Raw genomic sequence first — 19,248 nt, forward strand, 5'->3', positions numbered from 1 at the left:
AGTCAAAATATAAACTAGGTAATTTATGTAATTTTTAAACATAGAATGCACACAAATCTTATGATAATCACTGATAATTATGAAGGAAATATGACGCTTAAGCATTTATCATTAGTTTACTAGATTAGATACCTGATGACTCAGACCACTCAAAATCTTGAAATTTACAAAATCTAATTACTGAAGTTTCAGTTGTTTTAAAGTTCGCCACTATTCACCCTTTGCAGTTTTGACTTGGTTTGCCATCTACAACCCGCACAAGTACTGTAAAATGTTCTTTTCTGGGGGATTAGCTCAGCTGGTAGAGCAGCGGACTCTTAATCCGTTTGTCGCGAGTTCGACCCTCGCATCCCCCACCACTAAAATTAATTTATTTCTGATAATCTCTATTAAAATTTAATTTTATAAAACTAAGGAATAACAATGGCTACCGCCGTAATTATTAAACATCCGAATTCTGGCATGATTAAAATTGGTTACTATGGTTTTAGTTGGACCTATCTTTTTTTTGGTTGGTTTGTGCCGCTTTTTAGAGGTGAATTAGGTGTAGCTGCACTTCATATGCTTTTTTCAATTATCACATTAGGGCTATGGCAGATCATTGTGGCTTTTTTATATAACAGACAATATATGACGCGTATGTTTATGACTGGATGGGTTTTAGCAGATTCAGAAGGTAATAATGAAATGGCCGCTCAAAGACTTGGTGTTGTATTACCTAAACGTGGAAGCAAATAAAACTCTATTTCTTTTTGCTACAGACGCTTTTTAAGTACAAATCATTCAGCGTTTTAGGTTTGATTGCTTGCCAATCTAATGCTTCACCTTTATTAAATAATGAATGGCCTTGCCCCATAGGCTCTGGGTATAACGCATAAGCAAGAATTCGCATTTTTCGAGACTTACAATCAAACTCTGATCTATTTTTAACAGATCGATATTGAAGATTTTTAATGGTTTGTGGTTCGGCGTAATTTTGTAAATACCACGCCCTTGTCTTATGTCCACTTTTACTCATAAGAGCATAATCTATGTAATGATCGGCATCGTCTTGATGCACCAAAGACCAATCAGCAAAGGAATGAATTGGAATAAGAAACAAAAGAGATAGGAAAAATTTCATGGGTCAAATCATCGCATTTAATAAATATTTTCTCAACATGAAACTTCTGAGAAATCACGGCTTGTCTATTCACTGAAGGCTGAGCATAATTAAACATCGTTTAATTTAAGTTAAAAAAAATGAAAAAAATACGTTGGGGTATTCTGGGGGCTGCGCGCGTAAACGAACGACTTCTTCCAGCTATTGCTAATAGTCCTTTTGGTGATCTATTTGCCATTGGAAGTCGAAGAGCAAATGCCGCAGAAGAATGTTTAGAAAAATATCAACCCAACCTAAAAGGTAAAGTTAAAACCTTTAATTCACTGGATGAAGTGATTTACCATCCCGATATAGATGCTATTTATATTCCACTCTCAAATGAAGAGCATACCGAGCCAGCTCTTAAAGCGGTCAATAATAAAAAACATGTGTTAATTGAAAAACCCATCACACTTCATTCAAAAGAAGTTAAAGCAATTCAAGAGGCTGCCGAAAAAAATCATGTCAAGGTGATGGAAGGTTTTATGTATGTCTTTCATCCCCAATTTGATCGCGTAAAAGAAATCATCAGCTCAGGATTGTTAGGTGATGTTCAATATGTGCATTCTATGTTTTCTTTTCCAATCCAGCCTGCACGTTTTTATCGAATCGATCGTTCAATTGAAAATGGTGGTGGTGCACTTTGGGATATTGGACCTTATGCCATTCATACGATAAGGCAATGCTTTGAGCAGAATCCTCTATCAATCGTTGCAAAAAGCCATCTCAATGAACACGGTGCAGATCTCACAACCTCAGGGATGATCGATTTTGGAAATAACAGACGCGCACAATTTGATATCAGCTTTGAATGTGTTCGACGTTCTCAATTTGAAATATTCGGATCAAAAGGGAAATTAATGTGCCATACAGTATGGCAGCATGAGAATGATGAAGCCTTATTAACTTTAACAACAGATGCAGATGGCGTAAAAAATGAACATATTAAAAAAGCCAATCATTTTACGCTTGAGATTGATCACTTTAACCAATGCATCATAAATAATACCGCACCTAAACTTTCTTTAGATGATGCACTTTGGAATACAAAAACATTGGAAGCTATTCAATCATCCATCAAAACAAAAACCTGGGTTCATCTTTAAAAGCTTTAAAAACAAAAAAGCCCGCATATAGCGGGCTTTTTTAAAATCTGAATAATTACTTATTCATTACATACATTGTAACTTCGAAACCGAAACGCATTTCAGTAGCAGCTGGAGTTGTCCACATGATGTTTATCCTTTTATTAAGTTAATAAGAAATTACTTAAATGTAATCTTACTCGGACTATAAAAGTAAACACCTTTAGGATCATGAATGAGGTCTCATGAAAATCATGAGAGATAAGGCACTAAAACAATAAATTTATATTAAAAACTATATAAATCAATAACTTATAAAACTACACCTTAGCTGGCTTAGGTTGTGGTTTTTTACCTTTAGATTCTTTTCTCTTATCTTTACTACCCATATATGACCTCCTTAATAGGTTGAATAAATGAACATTGTATACGAAAGGCTAGGGCTTCAGCCGCTTCTTTATTTCTTTTTCGTACTCTGGAAAATACTGCGAGATTACCTCTAAATCGAACTGAGAAAGAATCGAATTATTCGATTCTCGCTCCAATAAAAACTCAAACGAAGCTTTGATTAAACTCTCATGCGAGACCTTACCATCCGTTAGTGACTTATGGAAATCATTTGAAACATGAACCTCATGTTGTGTAGTCGATTTTAATTTCACCGTGACTTCAAAATCAGAATCTTTAATTAATTTAATCGTAATCATTTGCGTCTTGATGATGCCTCTTTACCCCCAACGCTTAACTAGAAGATAAAGAATGAAAAAAGAGAAAATTACAAAAGCAATTCTGATAGGGAGGTAAGTTAAATCAGAAAATATATACTGAAAAAATACATAAGGTGTTAAAAGTACCGCGGAAACAACACGTGCCAAATATAAATTTTTTAATTGTTTACTTTTTTTATTCTTTTTATAAATCTTCCATGATATGAATGCAAAAGAAAAAGCAGCAATTAAAAATAAAATACCACCATACATAATTATCATGAATACATTCATATCAAATCCAAATTAAAATACGTTTATCCAAAGAACCAATAACAAACAGCAATAGAAGCTAATACCCCAATAAGATCTGCAAATAATGCACATGCCACTGCATGGCGAGCTCGCTGAATACCTACGGCACCAAAATAAACAGCCAAAACATAAAATGTAGTTTCGGTGCTTCCTTGCACAGTAGCTGCTAATAATGATGGAAAGCTATCTACACCGTGAGTTATCATAGTATCAATTAACATAGCTCTTGCGGCACTCCCAGAAAAAGGTTTTACAAGTGCAGTAGGCAATGCATCCACAAAACGTGTATCCCAGTCAAAGCTATGAGCTAAATAACGAATCATGTCTAAAGTGAAATCAAGTGCTCCTGACGCCCGAAGAACACCTACTGCACATAACATTGCAACCAAATAAGGAAGTAAATTTTTTGATACATCAAAACCTTCTTTAGCGCCTTCAATAAATGACTCATAAACTGGCACACGCTTTAAAACACCGATCACAAGAAAAGTAATAATCAATCCAAAAAGTGCAGCATTCCCTAAGAAAGACGAGAATACGCCTAATGCCGCAGCTGATAAGTGACTTAAGAAAAAGATAAATGCACTTAATAAAATCGCTATAGTTAACATCCATGTCAATACCACAGGATCATTCATTTTAATACGTTGAGTGAATGCTACAGAAAAAAATCCAGCTATCGTAGATGCGCTTGTCGCTAAAAGAATAGGTAAAAATATAAGAGTAGGATCTGCAGCACCTTGTTGTGCACGATACATAAAGATTGATACAGGTAGCAAAGTAAGTGAAGATGCATTCATCACTAAAAATAAAATTTGTGCATTGCTGGCAATCTTTGGTGTCGGATTAAGTGACTGCAAGGATCGCATCGCCTTTAGTCCAATAGGTGTCGCCGCATTATCAAGACCTAATCCATTTGCAATAAAATTCATAGTGATAAGGCCGATTGCTGGATGCTTTTTAGGAACCTCAGGCATAAGACGTCTAAATAATGGCGAAAGCCAACCTGCAATTTTTTCAACTAAACCAGCATGTTCGGCAATTTTTAAAAAGCCTAACCATAGTGTTAGCGTTCCGAAAAGTAATATCATGACTTCAACAGATAATTTCGCCATAGAAAAAAGACTGTCTACCATGCGAGCAAAAACTTCGAGGTCGCTTAAGTTAGCCCATCGCCATAATGCACTTAACAAAGCGATAAAGAAAAAACTCACCCATAGCGTATTTAATATCGAACCATTATGCTTCGATGAAGTTTTATTCTGATAAGGTTGATTGATTTTTATAATGACTCACCCAGTACGAGTTACTAGATTTTAAAGATGTATGAAAATTATAAGGCTAAGAAATCTATTTTTGAAAACTAATTCATCGCTTTAATTGGTCGGAGCGGTGAGATTCGAACTCACGACCCCTTGCACCCCATGCAAGTACGCTACCAGGCTGCGCTACGCCCCGAAAACTAAAACAATGATGAATTACTTTTTAAGTAGCTCGATAATACTGAGCAATTCGTCTTTAATCGATTTGATATTAAGACCAGCAAGAGAATTGGATTGATTGAGATTTTCTAAAGGTAATTCAACTTGACCCTGCTTGGTCACTTGAAATTCTCTGGGGGGCTCAGCTTGCTTTACTTCCTTAACAAAATTTTTATCTTTAAGTCGCTGTTTAGCGCCTTGAATCGTAAAGCCTTCATCATGAAGGAGCTCTCTAATTTTACGAATGAGAAGCACTTCAGGTAATTGATAATAACGTCGATTGCCGCGTCGCTTGATGTCTTTGAGTTGATCAAACTCCTGCTCCCAATATCGAAGCACATGCGCCTTGACGAGACAAAGCTCACTTACCTCTCCGATTGCAAAATATCTCTTTGAAGGTATTTCAGGTAAGACGGGGGATTTAAGCTTTCTTTCCAGAGTAGTTCTCTTCTACATTGCTTTTTAGTTTTTGACTTGCGTGAAAAGTCACTACACGTCTTGCTTTGATAGGAATCTCTTCGCCCGTTTTAGGATTGCGGCCTGGTCTTTCTGATTTTTTTCTTAATTCAAAATTACCAAAACCAGATAATTTGATACTGTCACCATTTTCAAGTGCATTGCGAATTTCTTCAAAAAAAGCCTCCACCATATCTTTGGCTTCACGCTTATTTAAACCTACACGGTCAAATAGTATTTCGGATAGATCTGCTTTAGTTAATGTCATAACGGCCTACTTTTAAATCGGTATTAAATATGGGATTAGTTGCGGAGCGTTGCGCCAAATTGTTTTTCAAGTAATTCAACGATTTTTGATACAGAAGAATCAGCTTCACTATCAACTAATGTCTTTGAAGTATCCTGCATAAGTATCAGAAATGCAACACTTTTTTTGTTTTCGGCGATGCCTTTTCCTTGGTAAAGATCGAATAAAGCCATATGATTTAAGAACGGAATTTTAGCCTTATTTACCGCATCTAAAATCGAATCCACCTCGACTGAGTCGTCTACCACAACAGCAATATCACGCCTTACCGGGAGGAATTTTGAGATTTCTTCGTATTTAAATACCTTGTCTTCTAAAAGCTTCTCTATTTTTAATTCAAAAATAAAAGGGGCTTTAGGGAGGGAAAAGTGTTGCTGCCATTTTGGATGTAATTTACCCACCCAACCTATCGACTGAGCGTCCAAAATGACTTCTGCTGATTGTCCTGGATGAAGCGCTAATGGAGTTTTATCACTTCTTTTAAATGTGAGTTGTTTAGACGTCAAAGCTTCAACATGTGCTTTTATGTCATAAAAATCAATATCGCGAATTTTGTCAGCCCACTGCTCAGGCATAAAACTACCGTAACTGAGTCCTGATATCACTTCGGTCTCAATAAAATCTTTTTTTACACCATGGAAGGTTTGAGCGATCTCAAAAATATTTAAACGCGATACTTGGCGATTTAAATTGTAAGTTAAAACTTCAAGGTGACTACCCCATAAAGATGATCGCATCGTCGACATCTGGCTTGCAATTGGATTCTGTAATTGAATCGGATTGGCATTTCCATGTAATGATTTCTCAACCTCATCTTCAATAAAGCTATAAGTCACTACCTCATAAAAACCTCGAGATGTGAGTGCTTCTTTAAGGTCACGATGATAAGTGCCGGATGTAGGTAACATCACTTGATGGCTCAGAGGATGATGTGAAGGAATTTTATCGTAGCCATACAATCGCACAACTTCCTCAATCAGATCTTCTTCAATAGCAATATCAAAGCGATAAGAAGGGGGTGTGACTTTAAATCCTTCGATTGTTTTATTCACTTCAAAACCTAATTGTATAAATATTCGCTCAACATCTTGGCTAGGAACTTCAATACCTAAGATAGCATTTAATTTTTTAAGTCTTAGATGAATTTCATTGCGCTTTGGTAAAGCATTTAAAACTTCTGTAATCTCTCCTGCTGCTCCACCACAGTATTCAATAATAAGAGATGTTGCACGTTCTAGTGCATGTCGCGTATTAGAAAAATCTACGCCGCGTTCAAAACGATAAGATGAGTCTGTAGATAAGTTATATGCTCTAGCTTTACCAGCAATCACAATGGGATCAAAAAAAGCACTTTCCAAGAAAATAGTTTGAGTATTATCGGTGACTGATGAAGGCATGCCACCCATTACCCCTGCAAATGCAATTGCGCCTGATTGATCTGCAATCACTAGATCTTTTTTTGATAATTTAATTTTTGTATCATTGAGAAGATGTATCGGCTCTTCAGGCTTTGCGAATCTAACCGTGACATCACCTTGTAATTTTTCATGGTCAAATGCATGCAGTGGCTGTCCAATTTCAAGCAACACATAATTCGTAATATCGACAATAGGACTGATTGACTTTATATTGGAACGCTCAAGTCTTGAAGTCATCCATTCAGGCAACGATTTTGTGTTATCTACATTTTTAATGATGCGACCACAATAACGCGGACATGCTTCTTTTTCTTCAATGATTACATTTTTCTTTTCGCTTTGCTTGATTGGATTAACATCATAATGGATGGGAGAAAGTGAAGATGCACTAATGGCTGCCACTTCTCGAGCTACACCCCAAACACTTAAACAATCACTTCGATTAGGTGTTAATTTTAATGTTGTAATTTGATCATTAAGATCAAGCGCCACTCTTAAATCTGTACCGTTTTTTAAATCATGGTTGAGCTCCAGAATACCATCAGCTTCTTCAGCTAATCCTAATTCCTTTAATGAGCAAAGCATACCGAACGATTCAACTCCTCGTACTTTTGCTTCTTTGATATCAATCGAGGGTAATTTAGCGCCTACTAAAGCACATGCTACTTTAATGCCTTGTCTCGCATTAGATGCACCACAAACAATTTGTAATGACTTATCACCAATGTTGACATCACATACTTGAAGTCGATCTGCATCAGGATGTTTTTTAATAGCTACAATCTCACCGACTACAACATGGCTAAACGATGCTCCTAGAGGATGAGAATCATCAACATCTAATCCTGCCATAATCATGACGTGGTTAAGCCCATCACTGTCGAGTGATGTATTAACGTATGACCTTAACCAGTTTTCAGAAAATTGCATATTGAAATGTCTTTAAATAAATTGCTGAAGAAAACGTAAATCGTTATTAAAAAAGTGACGTAAATCTTGAACGCCATAACGCAACATTGTTAAACGTTCTATACCTAAGCCGAAAGCAAAGCCTTGATATTGATTTGAATCGATACCCACATGTTTAAATACTTCTGGATGAACCATGCCGCAGCCGCCAATCTCGAGCCAACCGCCCTTCCAGCTCATATCCATTTCAGCTGAAGGTTCTGTAAATGGAAAGTACGAAGGTCTGAAACGCACTTTTAAATCTTTATTCTCGAAAAAGTTTTGAAGAAAATCTTCGATAACACCTTTAAGGTCTGCAAAGCTTACTTGTTGATCAACCCATAAACCTTCAACTTGATGAAACATTGGTGAGTGTGTTGCGTCTGAATCAACACGATAAACGCGACCTGGTGAAATAATTTTGAGTGGTGGTTTATTTTTTTCTAAATGACGAATTTGCACAGGGGATGTGTGCGTTCTTAATACATAAGATTCATCAATATAAAATGTGTCATGCATCGCACGCGCTGGATGTGATTCTGGAATATTAAGTGCGGTGAAATTATAAAAATCTGATTCAATCTGTGGGCCATGTGCCACTGAGAATCCGATGGAATGAAAAAGTGATTCAACGCGATGAAGTGTTTGTGTGACTGGATGCAAGCTACCTTGATCCTCTTTTCGTGAAGGCAAAGTCACATCCAATGATTCTTCTGCAAGCTGTTTTGCTTGCGAGGCATTGAGAATAGCTTCACGTCTTTTTTCTAAAGCTTCTTCAACGCCTTGCTTAACAACATTAATTTCAGCGCCTACTTTAGGTCTATCTTCTGCGGATAATTTACCTAATGATTTGAGTGCTTCTGTTAAGATGCTACTCTTACCTAGATATTTAGCTTTAGCCTGATCAAGATCGGTCAGAGTCTGACACTGCTCAAAATCTTCACGGGCTTCTTTTAAGGTATGTTCGAGATTATTCATTGACTATCATTTTAATAAAAAAAAGGAGGCTAGAAGCCTCCTTTTAAAAATTAATATTTTTATGCTGCTCCTGAACCAGATTTAGCGATTTCGACAAACTTAGCAAAAGCTGCTTTATCGAATACTGCCATATCTGCTAGCACCTTACGATCTACTTCGATCGAAGCTTTCTTAAGGCCATTCATGAAACGGCTATATGTAAGACCACACTCACGAGCTGCTGCATTAATACGCGCAATCCATAATGATCTAAATTGACGTTTTTTCTGACGGCGGTCACGGTATGCATACTGACCTGCCTTCATCACTGCTTGTTTAGCTATGCGGTATACATTTTTACGACGTCCGCGATAACCTTTAGCAAGTGCTAAAACTTTTTTATGTTTTGCTCTAGCGGTGACACCACGTTTTACTCTAGGCATATGATTCTCCTTATTGAGTTGGCATCATCGCGCGAACGCGTTTGATATCGGTTGCTGAAATGAGGACAGTGCCTCTGAGATTACGTTTTTGTTTCGTTGTTTTTTTGGTCAAGATATGACGTAAATGAGAACGCGTTCTCTTTACCATACCACTTCCTAAAAACTTGAAGCGCTTTTTTGCGCCACTTTTTGTTTTCATTTTTGGCATTTTGATCTCCTTTAGAGTATTAAGAGTGCTTAGGCATGCCGTTTAAGCCGTATCACTCAGAAACTTTTGCTTCTGTGGTTTTTGCTTTGGCTTTTTTTTGCGGAGCCAAAACCATCACCATTTGTCGACCTTCCATTTTTGGAAATTGTTCGACGACTGCATATTCCATTAAATCTTGCTCAACACGTTTTAGAATTGCTAAACCGTATTCTTGATGTGTTATTTCTCGACCTCTAAAACGTAAGGTGATTTTCGCCTTATCGCCATCCGTAAGGAATCCGATGAGGTTTCGTATTTTGATGTTGTAATCACCGTCATCAGTGCCTGGTCTAAACTTCACTTCTTTAATCTTGACCTGCTTTTGTTTTAAGCGGGTTTCGTGTTGCTTCTTACTTTCTGCATATTTAAACTTACCGTAATCGAGTAATCGACATACGGGGGGTTGGGCTTGTGGAGCAATTTCCACTAGATCAATATCTATCTCTTCTGCTTTTGCAAATGCCTCAGCTAGTGTCACTATGCCAAGCGCTTCGCCATTTACGCCAATTAATCGAATTTCTGGAGCTGTAATATCCCCGTTAATTCTGACTTCTTTTTCTTGAGCGATAACAAATCCCCTGTAAATATAAAAGAAAAACCGCGCTACCTTATGACTAGACTTTAGTTTGAACTTCCTGATTTAGTCGATCAATCAATGACTTAATCGACATAGATCCTAAGTCTTCGCCTTTTCGGGTTCGCACGGCAACTTGCCCAGCTTCCATTTCCTTTTCCCCTACAATTAAGAGATAAGGAATCTTTTGTAAGCTATGTTCGCGTATTTTATAGGTTATTTTCTCATTTCTCAAGTCAGAATCGCATCGGATGTGGTTTTTCTTGAGTTCATCCATGACTTTTGAGGCATAGTCTGCATGGGCATCAGCAATATTGAGGATAACCGCTTGAGTAGGGGCAAGCCAGAGGGGCATGGCACCTGAGTAATGCTCAATCAGAATCCCAATAAAACGCTCCATAGAGCCTACAATGGCTCGATGTAACATCACGGGATGCTTACGGCTATTGTCTTCTGTGACATATTCAGCGCCTAGACGCTCAGGCAAATTAAAGTCGAGCTGGATCGTACCGCACTGCCAAAGACGGCTTAAACTGTCTTTTAGGGTAAATTCGATCTTAGGGCCATAAAAAGCCCCTTCCCCGGGCTGAAGGTCAAATTCGAGCTTATTTTCAACTAAAGCAGCTTTAAGGGCAGCTTCTGCCTTGTCCCAAGTCTCATCAGAACCCACGCGTTTTTCAGGGCGAGTGGATAATTTCACTAACACATCCTTAAATCCGAAGTCTTCGTATGCCTTAAAGAGCATTACGATGAATTGAGCTACTTCATCTTTAATTTGCTCTTCGGTACAAAAAATATGGGCATCATCTTGAGTAAACCCTCTCACGCGCATTAACCCATGAAGGGATCCTGAGGGTTCGTTGCGGTGACATGAACCAAATTCAGCAAGTCTTAAAGGTAATTCACGATAGCTATGAAGCGCATTATTAAAGATTTGAATATGGCCAGGGCAGTTCATAGGCTTCACTGCATAATCTCTATTTTCAGATGAAGTTGTAAACATGTTATCGCGATAATTCTGCCAATGTCCGGATTTTTCCCACAAAGTCTTATCCATGACCGTAGGTGTTTTAACTTCTTGATATCCAAAATCTAAGAACATCTTTCGCATGTAATGTTCAACTTCTTGCCAAATCGACCATCCTTTAGGATGCCAAAAAACCATACCAGGTGCTTCATCTTGCATATGAAATAAATCGAGCTGCTTACCTAATTTACGATGATCTCTTTTTTCAGCCTCTTCTAACATGAAGAGATGATTTTGTAAGTCTTCTTTAGTTGTCCATGCTGTGCCGTAGATTCTCTGTAGCATTTCATTTTTAGAATCACCACGCCAATAAGCGCCTGCTACTTTCATCAATTTAAATACTTTTAATTTTCCAGTCGATGGCACATGAGGACCCCGACAGAGATCTGTAAATTCGCCTTCGGAATATAAAGATACTTCCTGATCCGCGGGAATCGATTCAATAATTTCAGCCTTGTAATTTTCTTTGATTGATTTGAAATATTCCACTGCGTCATTACGTAGCAATACTTTTCTTGTGATCGGTAAATCGCGACTGGCAATTTCAGCCATCTTCTTTTCAATTTTTTCTAAATCTTCTGGTGTGAAAGGACGCGAATACGAAAAGTCATAATAAAACCCATGTTCAATCACAGGGCCAATCGTCACTTGTGCGTCTGGAAATAATTCTTTAACAGCGTATGCCAAAAGATGAGCTGTTGAATGACGAATCACTTCAAGCCCCTCAGAATTTTTGTCGGTGATGATTGCAAGATCACTATCTTCACGAATGACAAATGAAAGATCGACTAACTGATCATTGACTCGACCAGCAAGGGCTGCACGGGCTAATCCTGCACCAATATTTTGTGCAACTTCTGCAACAGTAATGTCACTTTCAAATTGTCGCTTAGATCCGTCTGGTAATCTTATTTCAGGCATAGTTGAATCAAGTTATTAAGAATTGCATCATTTTATAAGCTTTTCTCTATTCTTGATAGCTTGAGCCATGAGGCAAAAAATTGGTAGGCGCGATTGGAATCGAACCAACGACCCCCACCATGTCAAGGTGGTGCTCTAACCAGCTGAGCTACGCGCCTAAAGAATTTAGGAGTTTGGATTCTATCCTATTGAAGAACCCTAATCAATCATCGCTTTGTAGCCGTAAGTAAAATCAGGGTACTTTAATGTGAATCCAGTTTGATTCAATAAAACAGATCGTAGTTGCTTCCCCCCTTCCACAATCGGTATCTCAATAGTGTCTGTGCTTAATTTGAGATGTTTTCTAATCCACGTTAATACGTCATATTGTTTAGTAGGTTCGCCATCTGTCACAAGATAAAGTGATTCGATAGATTCTTGTCTCACAATTTTATTCATGAGAAAAACAATAAAGCGCGCAGCATCTTCCTCGTGAATTCGATTAGACCAGTTATTGGTTGCAGGCCAATTGCCAGGATTACTTTGCGCTAATTGAATCATGCGCGATCGAGTGGGGCCGTATATTCCAGATAAACGCAATATAGTGGCCTTTTCTTTTAATTGACGCGCAATCGTTTCAGCTTCCATTAACGCTTCACCTCCGTAATCAGAAGGTTGAGCAACATCAAACTCACTTAAGATCTTTGTTGTTTTTTGTCCATAAACTCTCGTGCTTGAAACAAAGAAAAGATGCTTAAAGTGATCGAGATCTAAAATAGCTTCGTAAGTTTTTTTTAAGCCAACCACATAATGATCTTGATAGCTCTCAACAGATTGTGCATCTGCAGAAACTGCATAGATAATGATTTCAGGATTTATTGATTTAATAGTATCAATAGTTTCAGTTTTTAAAATATCCGCCTGATGCATTTCAATAGAAGGGGGTGATTTTTTTAAACTTCGACTAAATCCATAGAGTTTAAAAATATGGCAATCAATATTTTTAGCAACCGAAAAGCCAAGTTGACCGCAGCCTACAATTAATACTTTAGTAGATTTTATTTCCAAAGCGTTTTAAGAATAAATCCAGGAAAAGAAAAAACTAAAAACAAAAAGAAAGTCACTGTATAAAATTCCCAATCTTGCGGGTGAATATGTCCTACTACTTTAAGTTCTGTAAATAGTGCAATACCGCCGGTCACAAAATACAAAATGACAACTTCAAGTAAAGCCCAAGAAAATGGTTTTTTATAAGAGGGGAATTTCTTAATAAAAAGAAAATCGTTAAACATCCAAGGCACATTAGCCATGATGATAGTAATTAAGATGAGGATCCACTGAGTCATTTAATGAAGACTTAAAGCTATTGCTTGAGCAGTAGCATCCATAAATGAATGTGGCATTAAACCAATAATTAGAAGCGCTAATGCGTTAGCTGATAAGATCCATTGCATATCGATGGACACATCTAATTTATTTTTTAATTTTGGCTCATCAAAGTACATAAGTTTTACAATTCTCATGTAATAAAACATACCCACTAAAGCCATCATGACTGCATAGACCACAAAACTTGCAAAGCCTGCATCAAATGCTGCTTGAAGCACCATAAACTTTGCGTAAAAACCTATGGTAGGGGGTATGCCTGCCATACTTAACATGGTGATTAACATAAGAAATGCATACCAAGGATTTCTCTTATTTAAACCTTTAAAATCTTCAAGCGTTTCACACTCAAAATTTTTCCGAGACATCATCATTAACACTGCAAAAGAAACTAAAGTCATAAACATATAGCTCACTACGTAAAATAAACTTGATGCGTAACCATTGAGTGTTCCACTCATGAATCCGAAAAGAGTAAAGCCAATATGAGAAATCGTTGAATATGCATACATACGCTTGATATTTGTTTGTGCAATCGCTATAACATTTCCGATACCGATAGAAAGAACCGCCATAATAAGTATCATTTGCTTCCAATCCACCATCATAGACTGAAGACCATCACCTAATATACGAACGGTAATAGCAAAAGCCGCTAATTTAGGCACTGAACTAATCAGTATAGCGATAGATGAGGGTGAGCCTTCATATACATCTGGCACCCACATTTGAAATGGCACTGCGCCTAATTTAAAAGCAAGGCCAGCAACTACAAAAACAAGGCCTAAGACAAGAATGGCATGGTCTGTGGGGTGATTTAACAATGCGATCGAAATCACATTTAAATCTAAGCTTGATGTCGCGCCATAAATCATCGACATACCGTAAAGAAGAAGTCCTGATGCAAGAGCGCCTAATACAAAATATTTAATTGCGGACTCTGTCGCTTTTTGATTGTCACGATCAAGAGCTGTTAGAGAATATAAACATAAAGAGAGAAGCTCGAGACCCATATAAACGAGCAGCATATTATGACTTGAAATCATAATCATCATGCCAAGCAATGCAAATAGAACGAGTGAAAAATATTCACCACGATATAAATTACGATCTTTCATATAAGACCGACTATAGAAAAAAATCAGTGACGTTCCTAAATAACTCATCATCTTTAAAAGATCTGCTAAACCATCACGAACAAACATATTAGAAAAAGCAAATTCAGTTTCATGATTAAAATGTTGACCAGTCAAATAAGCGCCGCCTAATAAGGCAAATTGAGATAGAGCAAAAATAATCCAGCGCATTGATGGCTTAATAAATAAATCTGTCATAAGTACAATCATTGCCATTGAAAGCACAAAAATTTCTGGCAAGATTAGAGAAAGATCAGATTGAATGAATGAATTCATTTATACATCCAGCGGTAATGATGTGACAGGTTTTATCAAATGCATATTCTCTAAAAATTGAACTGTTGTTGCATTTGTCATATCCGTAATTATCTTCGGATAAATGCCTATTAAAATAATAAGAAGTGCCAATACAGTAAGTATGAAAAATTCACGCCACGAGATATCTTTTAAAGCGCTGATTTTTTGATTGCGCGCTTCACCATAAAATACTCGCTTAACCATCCATAAAGAATATGCTGCACCGAAAATTAAAGAGCTTGCAGCAATCAATGCAATCCAGAAATTATTCTGCATTGCACCCATAATAACCATAAATTCACCTACAAATCCTGAAGTCCCTGGCAGTCCACAGTTAGCCATAGCAAAAAATACTGCAAAGGCTCCAAAAGTTGGCATTGCGTGAATGACACCACCATAATCTGCAATCTGTCTTGTATGTAATCTATCGTATAAAACACCTACAGATAAAAACATCGCAGCTGAAATAAAACCATGAGAAATCATTTGAACATATGCGCCCTCAATGCCAATTGAATTAAACATAAATAAGCCTAACGTGACAAAGCCCATATGTGATATCGATGAATAAGCGATCAATTTTTTCATATCTTTTTGAACAATTGCAATCAGTGCAATATATAAAATAGCAATGAGTGATAGAGTCACCATAAACCCTTTTAAATAGATCGCAGCGTCAGGTGCGATTGGCATTGCAAATCGCATAAAGCTATATGCGCCTAATTTCAACATCACTGCTGCTAATACTACTGAACCTCCTGTCGGTGCTTCAACGTGAGCATCAGGTAGCCACGTATGTAAAGGCCACATTGGAATTTTGACTGCAAATGCCATAAACAAAGCTAGGAAGATAAAAATCTGAGGATAAAGACCAAGACCGGTATTATAAAAATTCACTATCTCAAATGAATGAGTATGTAAGTAAAGATAAATAAACGCTACCAACATTAATAAAGAACCTAAAACAGTATATAAAAAGAATTTAATCGTGGCATAAATGCGATTAGGCCCACCCCAAATACCAATCACCAAGAACATAGGGATAAGCATAGCTTCCCAAAAAATATAATAAAGCATGGCATCAAGCGCACTAAAAACACCAATCATAAGGCCTGACATGATCAAGAAAGCCGCCATGTATTGTGCAACACGGTCTTCTATAGATCGCCATGAAGCGATGACTGCAATTAATGTAGTAAAGCTTGTTAAAATAATTAAAGGTACAGCGAATCCATCTACACCTAAATGGTAGTTAATGTGAAAAGCTGGAATCCAATGAAAAAATTCCTGGAACTGGAACTGTCCAAAAGAAAAATCAAAGGCCGTGTAAAGCGGGATCGTGATTAAAAATGAAATCACACTGCTGATAAGTGAAAGCCATTTAGCTTGTGTGTCGTTTACTTTCCCACTTAATAAAAGTATAAGTCCGCCTAAAAAGATAGGCGTCCAAATTGAATAACTTAATATATGGGTTAAATTCATCTTATATTTTTATAAAGAAGGTTAAAAATAAAAATACACCTATCACCATCGCAAAAGCATAGTGATAAATATAACCCGATTGAATCACGCGTATTTTTTCTGCAAACTTACCGATAGATTTTGCTGTTCCATTGACAAGCCATCCATCAATAATTTTTACATCACCTATTTGCCAGAATCTTTCACCTAAAAAACGACTGCCAAAAGCAAAAAACTTTTCATTAAATGTATCAAATCCATATTTATTTTCTAATATGCGGCAAATCATTTGTGTTCGATTGAAAATAGCTTTGGGTAAATTTAAATTCACTTGGTAACAGTAATAAGCGAATGCAACACCACTTAAAGCAAATAAGAAAGGTAAGCTCACTAGGCTGTGTAATGCCATACCAAAAGGTCCATGATAAATTTCATGGAAATGATGGCTTAAGTGTTCCATCGAAGGATGCGCTTTAATATCTAAGAAAATGCTTTTTGTAAAAAAGTTACCGAACAATATAGGCTCGATTGTCATATAGCCAATTACTAAAGACGGGATGGCAAGCAGTGCCAAAGGCAAAGTAACACTTAAAGGACTCTCGTGTGGGTTATCTTTTGCGCTCAAGCCATGATGGTGATCATCATGATGCACCAACTTCTGAAGACGCCATTTCTCTTTGCCATGAAATACTAGGAAATAAAGTCTAAATGAATAAAAAGCCGTTATAAAAACGCCTATCAATACAGCAAAATAAGCGAAATGGCTTCCTGTGATATGGGAGAATTTCACAGCTTCAATCAAGCTATCTTTTGAATAGAATCCTGAAAATAATGGTGTGCCTATTAATGCTAAAGAGCCAATTAAAAAAGTAATCCATGTAATAGGCATATATTTTTTTAAATTGCCCATGTGTTGAATATTTTGATCATGATGCATACCTATAATGACTGAACCAGCGCCTAAGAAAAGCAAAGCTTTAAAGAATGCATGTGTCATTAAATGAAACATAGCCACTGAATAAGCTGAAGCACCTAGCGCTACTGTCATATAACCTAATTGTGAAAGTGTTGAATACGCAATAACACGCTTAATGTCATTTTGAATAATGCCTAATAAACCCATAAATAATGCGGTAATAGCACCAATGATCATGACAAAAGAAAGTGCAGTATCAGATAATTCAAATAAAGGTGATGCTCGTGAGACCATAAAAATACCTGCGGTGACCATCGTCGCAGCATGAATCAATGCAGATATAGGTGTCGGGCCTTCCATTGAATCTGGAAGCCACACATGCAATGGCACTTGTGCAGATTTGCCCATAGCTCCAATAAATAACAAAATACATATTACTGTGACGACGGAAATAGGCTGTCCAAATAACTGCATCGTGTGGGCCGCTATAATCCCTGTGCTATTAAATACCTTCGCGTAATCGAGTGAGCCCGTCCAATAAAGAATTAAAGCAATACCTAAAATAAAACCAAAATCACCAACACGATTAACCAGAAAAGCTTTGAGATTTGCATAAATTGCAGTGGGTCTTTCAAACCAGAATCCAATAAGAAGATAAGACACAAGGCCTACTGCTTCCCATCCAAAAAAGAGCTGCATGAAATTATTACTCATAACTAACATCAACATTGAAAAAGTAAATAAGGAGATATAACTAAAGAATCTTCGATAGCCTGGATCCCCTTTCATATAACCCATCGTATAAATGTGAACCATCAGCGATACAAAAGTTACAACAACCATCATCATGGCTGTTAAATTATCAATTAAAAAACCAACCTCAAATTGATAATGTCCTGTAAGAAGCCACTGATAGATTGTCTGATTTAAAACTAACCCATTTAATGTTTCATTAAGCGTGAAACATGAAAGAACAAATGCAATAAAAACAGAAAAAATAGTCATACTTGATGCAAAAAATTCGGGTAATTTTCGACCTAAGATGCCTACGCAGAAAGACGCTATAAGAGGCAATAACGGAACTGCTAGATATGAATAAATAGAATTCAAGTGATCACCCGTTAAGACGATTTAAATCGTCAACGTTAATAGAGCGAGTATTTCTAAAAATTAAAACGATAATTGCTAAGCCTATTGCTGACTCTGCAGCTGCAACCGTTAAAATAAAGAACACAAAAATTTGTCCGGCAATATCGTTTAAGTAATGTGAAAAAGCAATAAAGTTAATATTCACGGCAAGCAACATAAGCTCAATCGACATAAGCAAAATAATAATATTTTTTCGGTTAAGAAAAATACCTACTACACTGATCGTAAATAAAATTGCAGCAAGGATAAGGTAATGAGATAAACCAATCATGTTCTTTCCTTCGCTTTGGGTTTTATATACTTTTCCTCTGATTTCATTCTAACTATTCGCACTCGATCTTGACGCTTCACAGCTACCTGATCTGCAGGATTTGTTTTTTTGCTATCTTTACGATCGCGCAGTGTTAAAGCAATTGCTGAAACAATAGCAATAAGTAAGACAACAGAAGCGAGTTCAAACGGAAGCACGTAATTAGAATATAAAGTATTGCCTATCATTTCTGTATTCGAGGTATTTGAAATTGGCTCTGTAATAAGCGCCAGAGTAAATGGTTTGGTTTTAAAAACCATCACCATTTCAACCATCATAAGGAGACCTATAAATCCTGCCATGGGTAAGTAATCCCAGAAACCTTCTCTTAATTTATCTAGATTGATATCAAGCATCATTACCACAAATAGAAATAAGACCATCACAGCACCTACATAAACTAGTACCAATGCAATCGCTAAAAATTCAGCTTGCAATAGAAGCCAAATGCCTGCGGCGTTAAAAAATGCTAATACTAAAGATAGTGCTGCAGTTACAGGATTCCTAGAAGTAATGACGCTCAATCCTGAACTAATAAGCACGAAGGATAAAACATAAAATACGAAATCTTTAAATTCAATCATGAT

22 protein-coding genes and 3 tRNA genes are annotated in these 19,248 nt (G+C 36.9%); 3 read left to right on the top strand and 22 right to left on the bottom strand.

Annotated elements, in window-relative coordinates; genetic code table 11:
* The first annotated feature begins 283 nt into the window (after positions 1–283).
* Positions 284–359: transfer RNA gene (locus FIT61_RS04385), tRNA-Lys, on the top strand.
* 64 nt (positions 360–423) lie between these two features.
* Positions 424–738 carry a hypothetical protein gene (locus FIT61_RS04390; protein WP_139883506.1) on the top strand — a complete coding sequence of 105 codons (315 nt, stop codon included), beginning with the start codon at positions 424–426 and terminating at the stop codon, positions 736–738.
* Between the two features lie 4 nt (positions 739–742).
* On the opposite strand, the gene FIT61_RS04395 is transcribed toward FIT61_RS04390, so the two are convergent.
* The gene (locus tag FIT61_RS04395; RefSeq protein WP_139883508.1) at positions 743–1,123 is read right to left on the bottom strand and encodes a surface-adhesin E family protein; all 381 of its coding nucleotides are present in this window, start codon (positions 1,121–1,123) and stop codon (positions 743–745) included.
* A gap of 119 nt (positions 1,124–1,242) precedes the next feature.
* On the opposite strand from FIT61_RS04395, the gene FIT61_RS04400 reads away from it, so the two are divergent.
* Entirely contained in the window at positions 1,243–2,247 is a 1,005-nt protein-coding gene (locus FIT61_RS04400) for a Gfo/Idh/MocA family protein (RefSeq protein ID WP_139883510.1), read from the top strand.
* A gap of 55 nt (positions 2,248–2,302) precedes the next feature.
* Here the strand turns inward: FIT61_RS04400 and pqqA are convergent, their stop codons facing one another.
* The 21 genes from pqqA to FIT61_RS04500 all read right to left on the bottom strand — a co-directional run bounded on the left by pqqA (position 2,303) and on the right by FIT61_RS04500 (position 19,245).
* Complete coding sequence (gene pqqA, locus FIT61_RS06840; RefSeq protein ID WP_012777389.1) at positions 2,303–2,374, bottom strand: pyrroloquinoline quinone precursor peptide PqqA; 72 nt, start codon at positions 2,372–2,374, stop codon at positions 2,303–2,305.
* A gap of 289 nt (positions 2,375–2,663) precedes the next feature.
* Positions 2,664–2,933: a hypothetical protein gene (locus tag FIT61_RS04410; RefSeq protein WP_139883512.1), complete on the bottom strand. Its 270-nt coding sequence runs from the start codon at positions 2,931–2,933 to the stop codon at positions 2,664–2,666.
* A 21-nt stretch (positions 2,934–2,954) separates the two neighbouring features.
* The gene (locus FIT61_RS06795; RefSeq protein ID WP_222845037.1) at positions 2,955–3,206 is read right to left on the bottom strand and encodes a hypothetical protein; all 252 of its coding nucleotides are present in this window, start codon (positions 3,204–3,206) and stop codon (positions 2,955–2,957) included.
* 44 nt (positions 3,207–3,250) lie between these two features.
* Complete coding sequence (locus tag FIT61_RS04415; protein WP_244925182.1) at positions 3,251–4,462, bottom strand: nucleoside recognition domain-containing protein; 1,212 nt, start codon at positions 4,460–4,462, stop codon at positions 3,251–3,253.
* A gap of 167 nt (positions 4,463–4,629) precedes the next feature.
* Positions 4,630–4,706: transfer RNA gene (locus FIT61_RS04420), tRNA-Pro, on the bottom strand.
* A 20-nt stretch (positions 4,707–4,726) separates the two neighbouring features.
* Positions 4,727–5,167, bottom strand: a complete 441-nt coding sequence (locus tag FIT61_RS04425) for a MerR family transcriptional regulator (protein ID WP_139873595.1) — start codon at positions 5,165–5,167, stop codon at positions 4,727–4,729.
* Positions 5,151–5,453 (bottom strand): integration host factor subunit alpha, encoded by a 303-nt coding sequence (locus tag FIT61_RS04430; RefSeq protein ID WP_028817796.1) that lies wholly within the window; start codon positions 5,451–5,453, stop codon positions 5,151–5,153. Before FIT61_RS04430 ends, FIT61_RS04425 begins: the two co-directional genes overlap by 17 nt.
* 35 nt (positions 5,454–5,488) lie before the next feature.
* Positions 5,489–7,840 carry a phenylalanine--tRNA ligase subunit beta gene (gene pheT, locus FIT61_RS04435; protein ID WP_139883515.1) on the bottom strand — a complete coding sequence of 784 codons (2,352 nt, stop codon included), beginning with the start codon at positions 7,838–7,840 and terminating at the stop codon, positions 5,489–5,491.
* A 12-nt stretch (positions 7,841–7,852) separates the two neighbouring features.
* On the bottom strand, positions 7,853–8,836 hold the full coding sequence (gene pheS, locus FIT61_RS04440) for a phenylalanine--tRNA ligase subunit alpha (protein WP_139883517.1): 984 nt from the start codon (positions 8,834–8,836) through the stop codon (positions 7,853–7,855).
* Between the two features lie 59 nt (positions 8,837–8,895).
* Complete coding sequence (gene rplT, locus FIT61_RS04445; RefSeq protein ID WP_139873598.1) at positions 8,896–9,258, bottom strand: 50S ribosomal protein L20; 363 nt, start codon at positions 9,256–9,258, stop codon at positions 8,896–8,898.
* Between the two features lie 10 nt (positions 9,259–9,268).
* The gene (rpmI, locus tag FIT61_RS04450; protein ID WP_028817792.1) at positions 9,269–9,466 is read right to left on the bottom strand and encodes a 50S ribosomal protein L35; all 198 of its coding nucleotides are present in this window, start codon (positions 9,464–9,466) and stop codon (positions 9,269–9,271) included.
* Between the two features lie 52 nt (positions 9,467–9,518).
* Positions 9,519–10,091 (bottom strand): translation initiation factor IF-3, encoded by a 573-nt coding sequence (gene infC / locus FIT61_RS04455; protein WP_317615599.1) that lies wholly within the window; start codon positions 10,089–10,091, stop codon positions 9,519–9,521.
* A gap of 28 nt (positions 10,092–10,119) precedes the next feature.
* Positions 10,120–12,027, bottom strand: a complete 1,908-nt coding sequence (thrS, locus tag FIT61_RS04460; RefSeq protein ID WP_139883518.1) for a threonine--tRNA ligase — start codon at positions 12,025–12,027, stop codon at positions 10,120–10,122.
* Positions 12,028–12,108: 81 nt separating this feature from the next.
* Positions 12,109–12,185, bottom strand: a tRNA-Val gene (locus FIT61_RS04465).
* 40 nt (positions 12,186–12,225) lie between these two features.
* Positions 12,226–13,074, bottom strand: a complete 849-nt coding sequence (locus FIT61_RS04470) for a sugar nucleotide-binding protein (protein WP_139883520.1) — start codon at positions 13,072–13,074, stop codon at positions 12,226–12,228.
* Entirely contained in the window at positions 13,065–13,352 is a 288-nt protein-coding gene (locus tag FIT61_RS04475) for a DUF2818 family protein (RefSeq protein ID WP_139873602.1), read from the bottom strand. The genes FIT61_RS04470 and FIT61_RS04475 overlap by 10 nt, the downstream gene beginning before the upstream one ends.
* The gene (nuoN, locus tag FIT61_RS04480) at positions 13,353–14,804 is read right to left on the bottom strand and encodes an NADH-quinone oxidoreductase subunit NuoN (RefSeq protein ID WP_139883522.1); all 1,452 of its coding nucleotides are present in this window, start codon (positions 14,802–14,804) and stop codon (positions 13,353–13,355) included.
* Positions 14,805–16,307, bottom strand: a complete 1,503-nt coding sequence (locus FIT61_RS04485) for an NADH-quinone oxidoreductase subunit M (RefSeq protein WP_139883524.1) — start codon at positions 16,305–16,307, stop codon at positions 14,805–14,807.
* A gap of 1 nt (position 16,308) precedes the next feature.
* The gene (nuoL, locus tag FIT61_RS04490; RefSeq protein WP_139883526.1) at positions 16,309–18,312 is read right to left on the bottom strand and encodes an NADH-quinone oxidoreductase subunit L; all 2,004 of its coding nucleotides are present in this window, start codon (positions 18,310–18,312) and stop codon (positions 16,309–16,311) included.
* Between the two features lie 4 nt (positions 18,313–18,316).
* The gene (gene nuoK / locus FIT61_RS04495) at positions 18,317–18,622 is read right to left on the bottom strand and encodes an NADH-quinone oxidoreductase subunit NuoK (RefSeq protein ID WP_139867318.1); all 306 of its coding nucleotides are present in this window, start codon (positions 18,620–18,622) and stop codon (positions 18,317–18,319) included.
* On the bottom strand, positions 18,619–19,245 hold the full coding sequence (locus FIT61_RS04500; RefSeq protein ID WP_420886425.1) for an NADH-quinone oxidoreductase subunit J: 627 nt from the start codon (positions 19,243–19,245) through the stop codon (positions 18,619–18,621). Before FIT61_RS04500 ends, nuoK begins: the two co-directional genes overlap by 4 nt.
* Positions 19,246–19,248: the final 3 nt, after the last annotated feature.

Origin of the sequence: Candidatus Methylopumilus rimovensis, assembly GCF_006364615.1 — a bacterium.
Lineage (GTDB): Bacteria > Pseudomonadota > Gammaproteobacteria > Burkholderiales > Methylophilaceae > Methylopumilus > Methylopumilus rimovensis.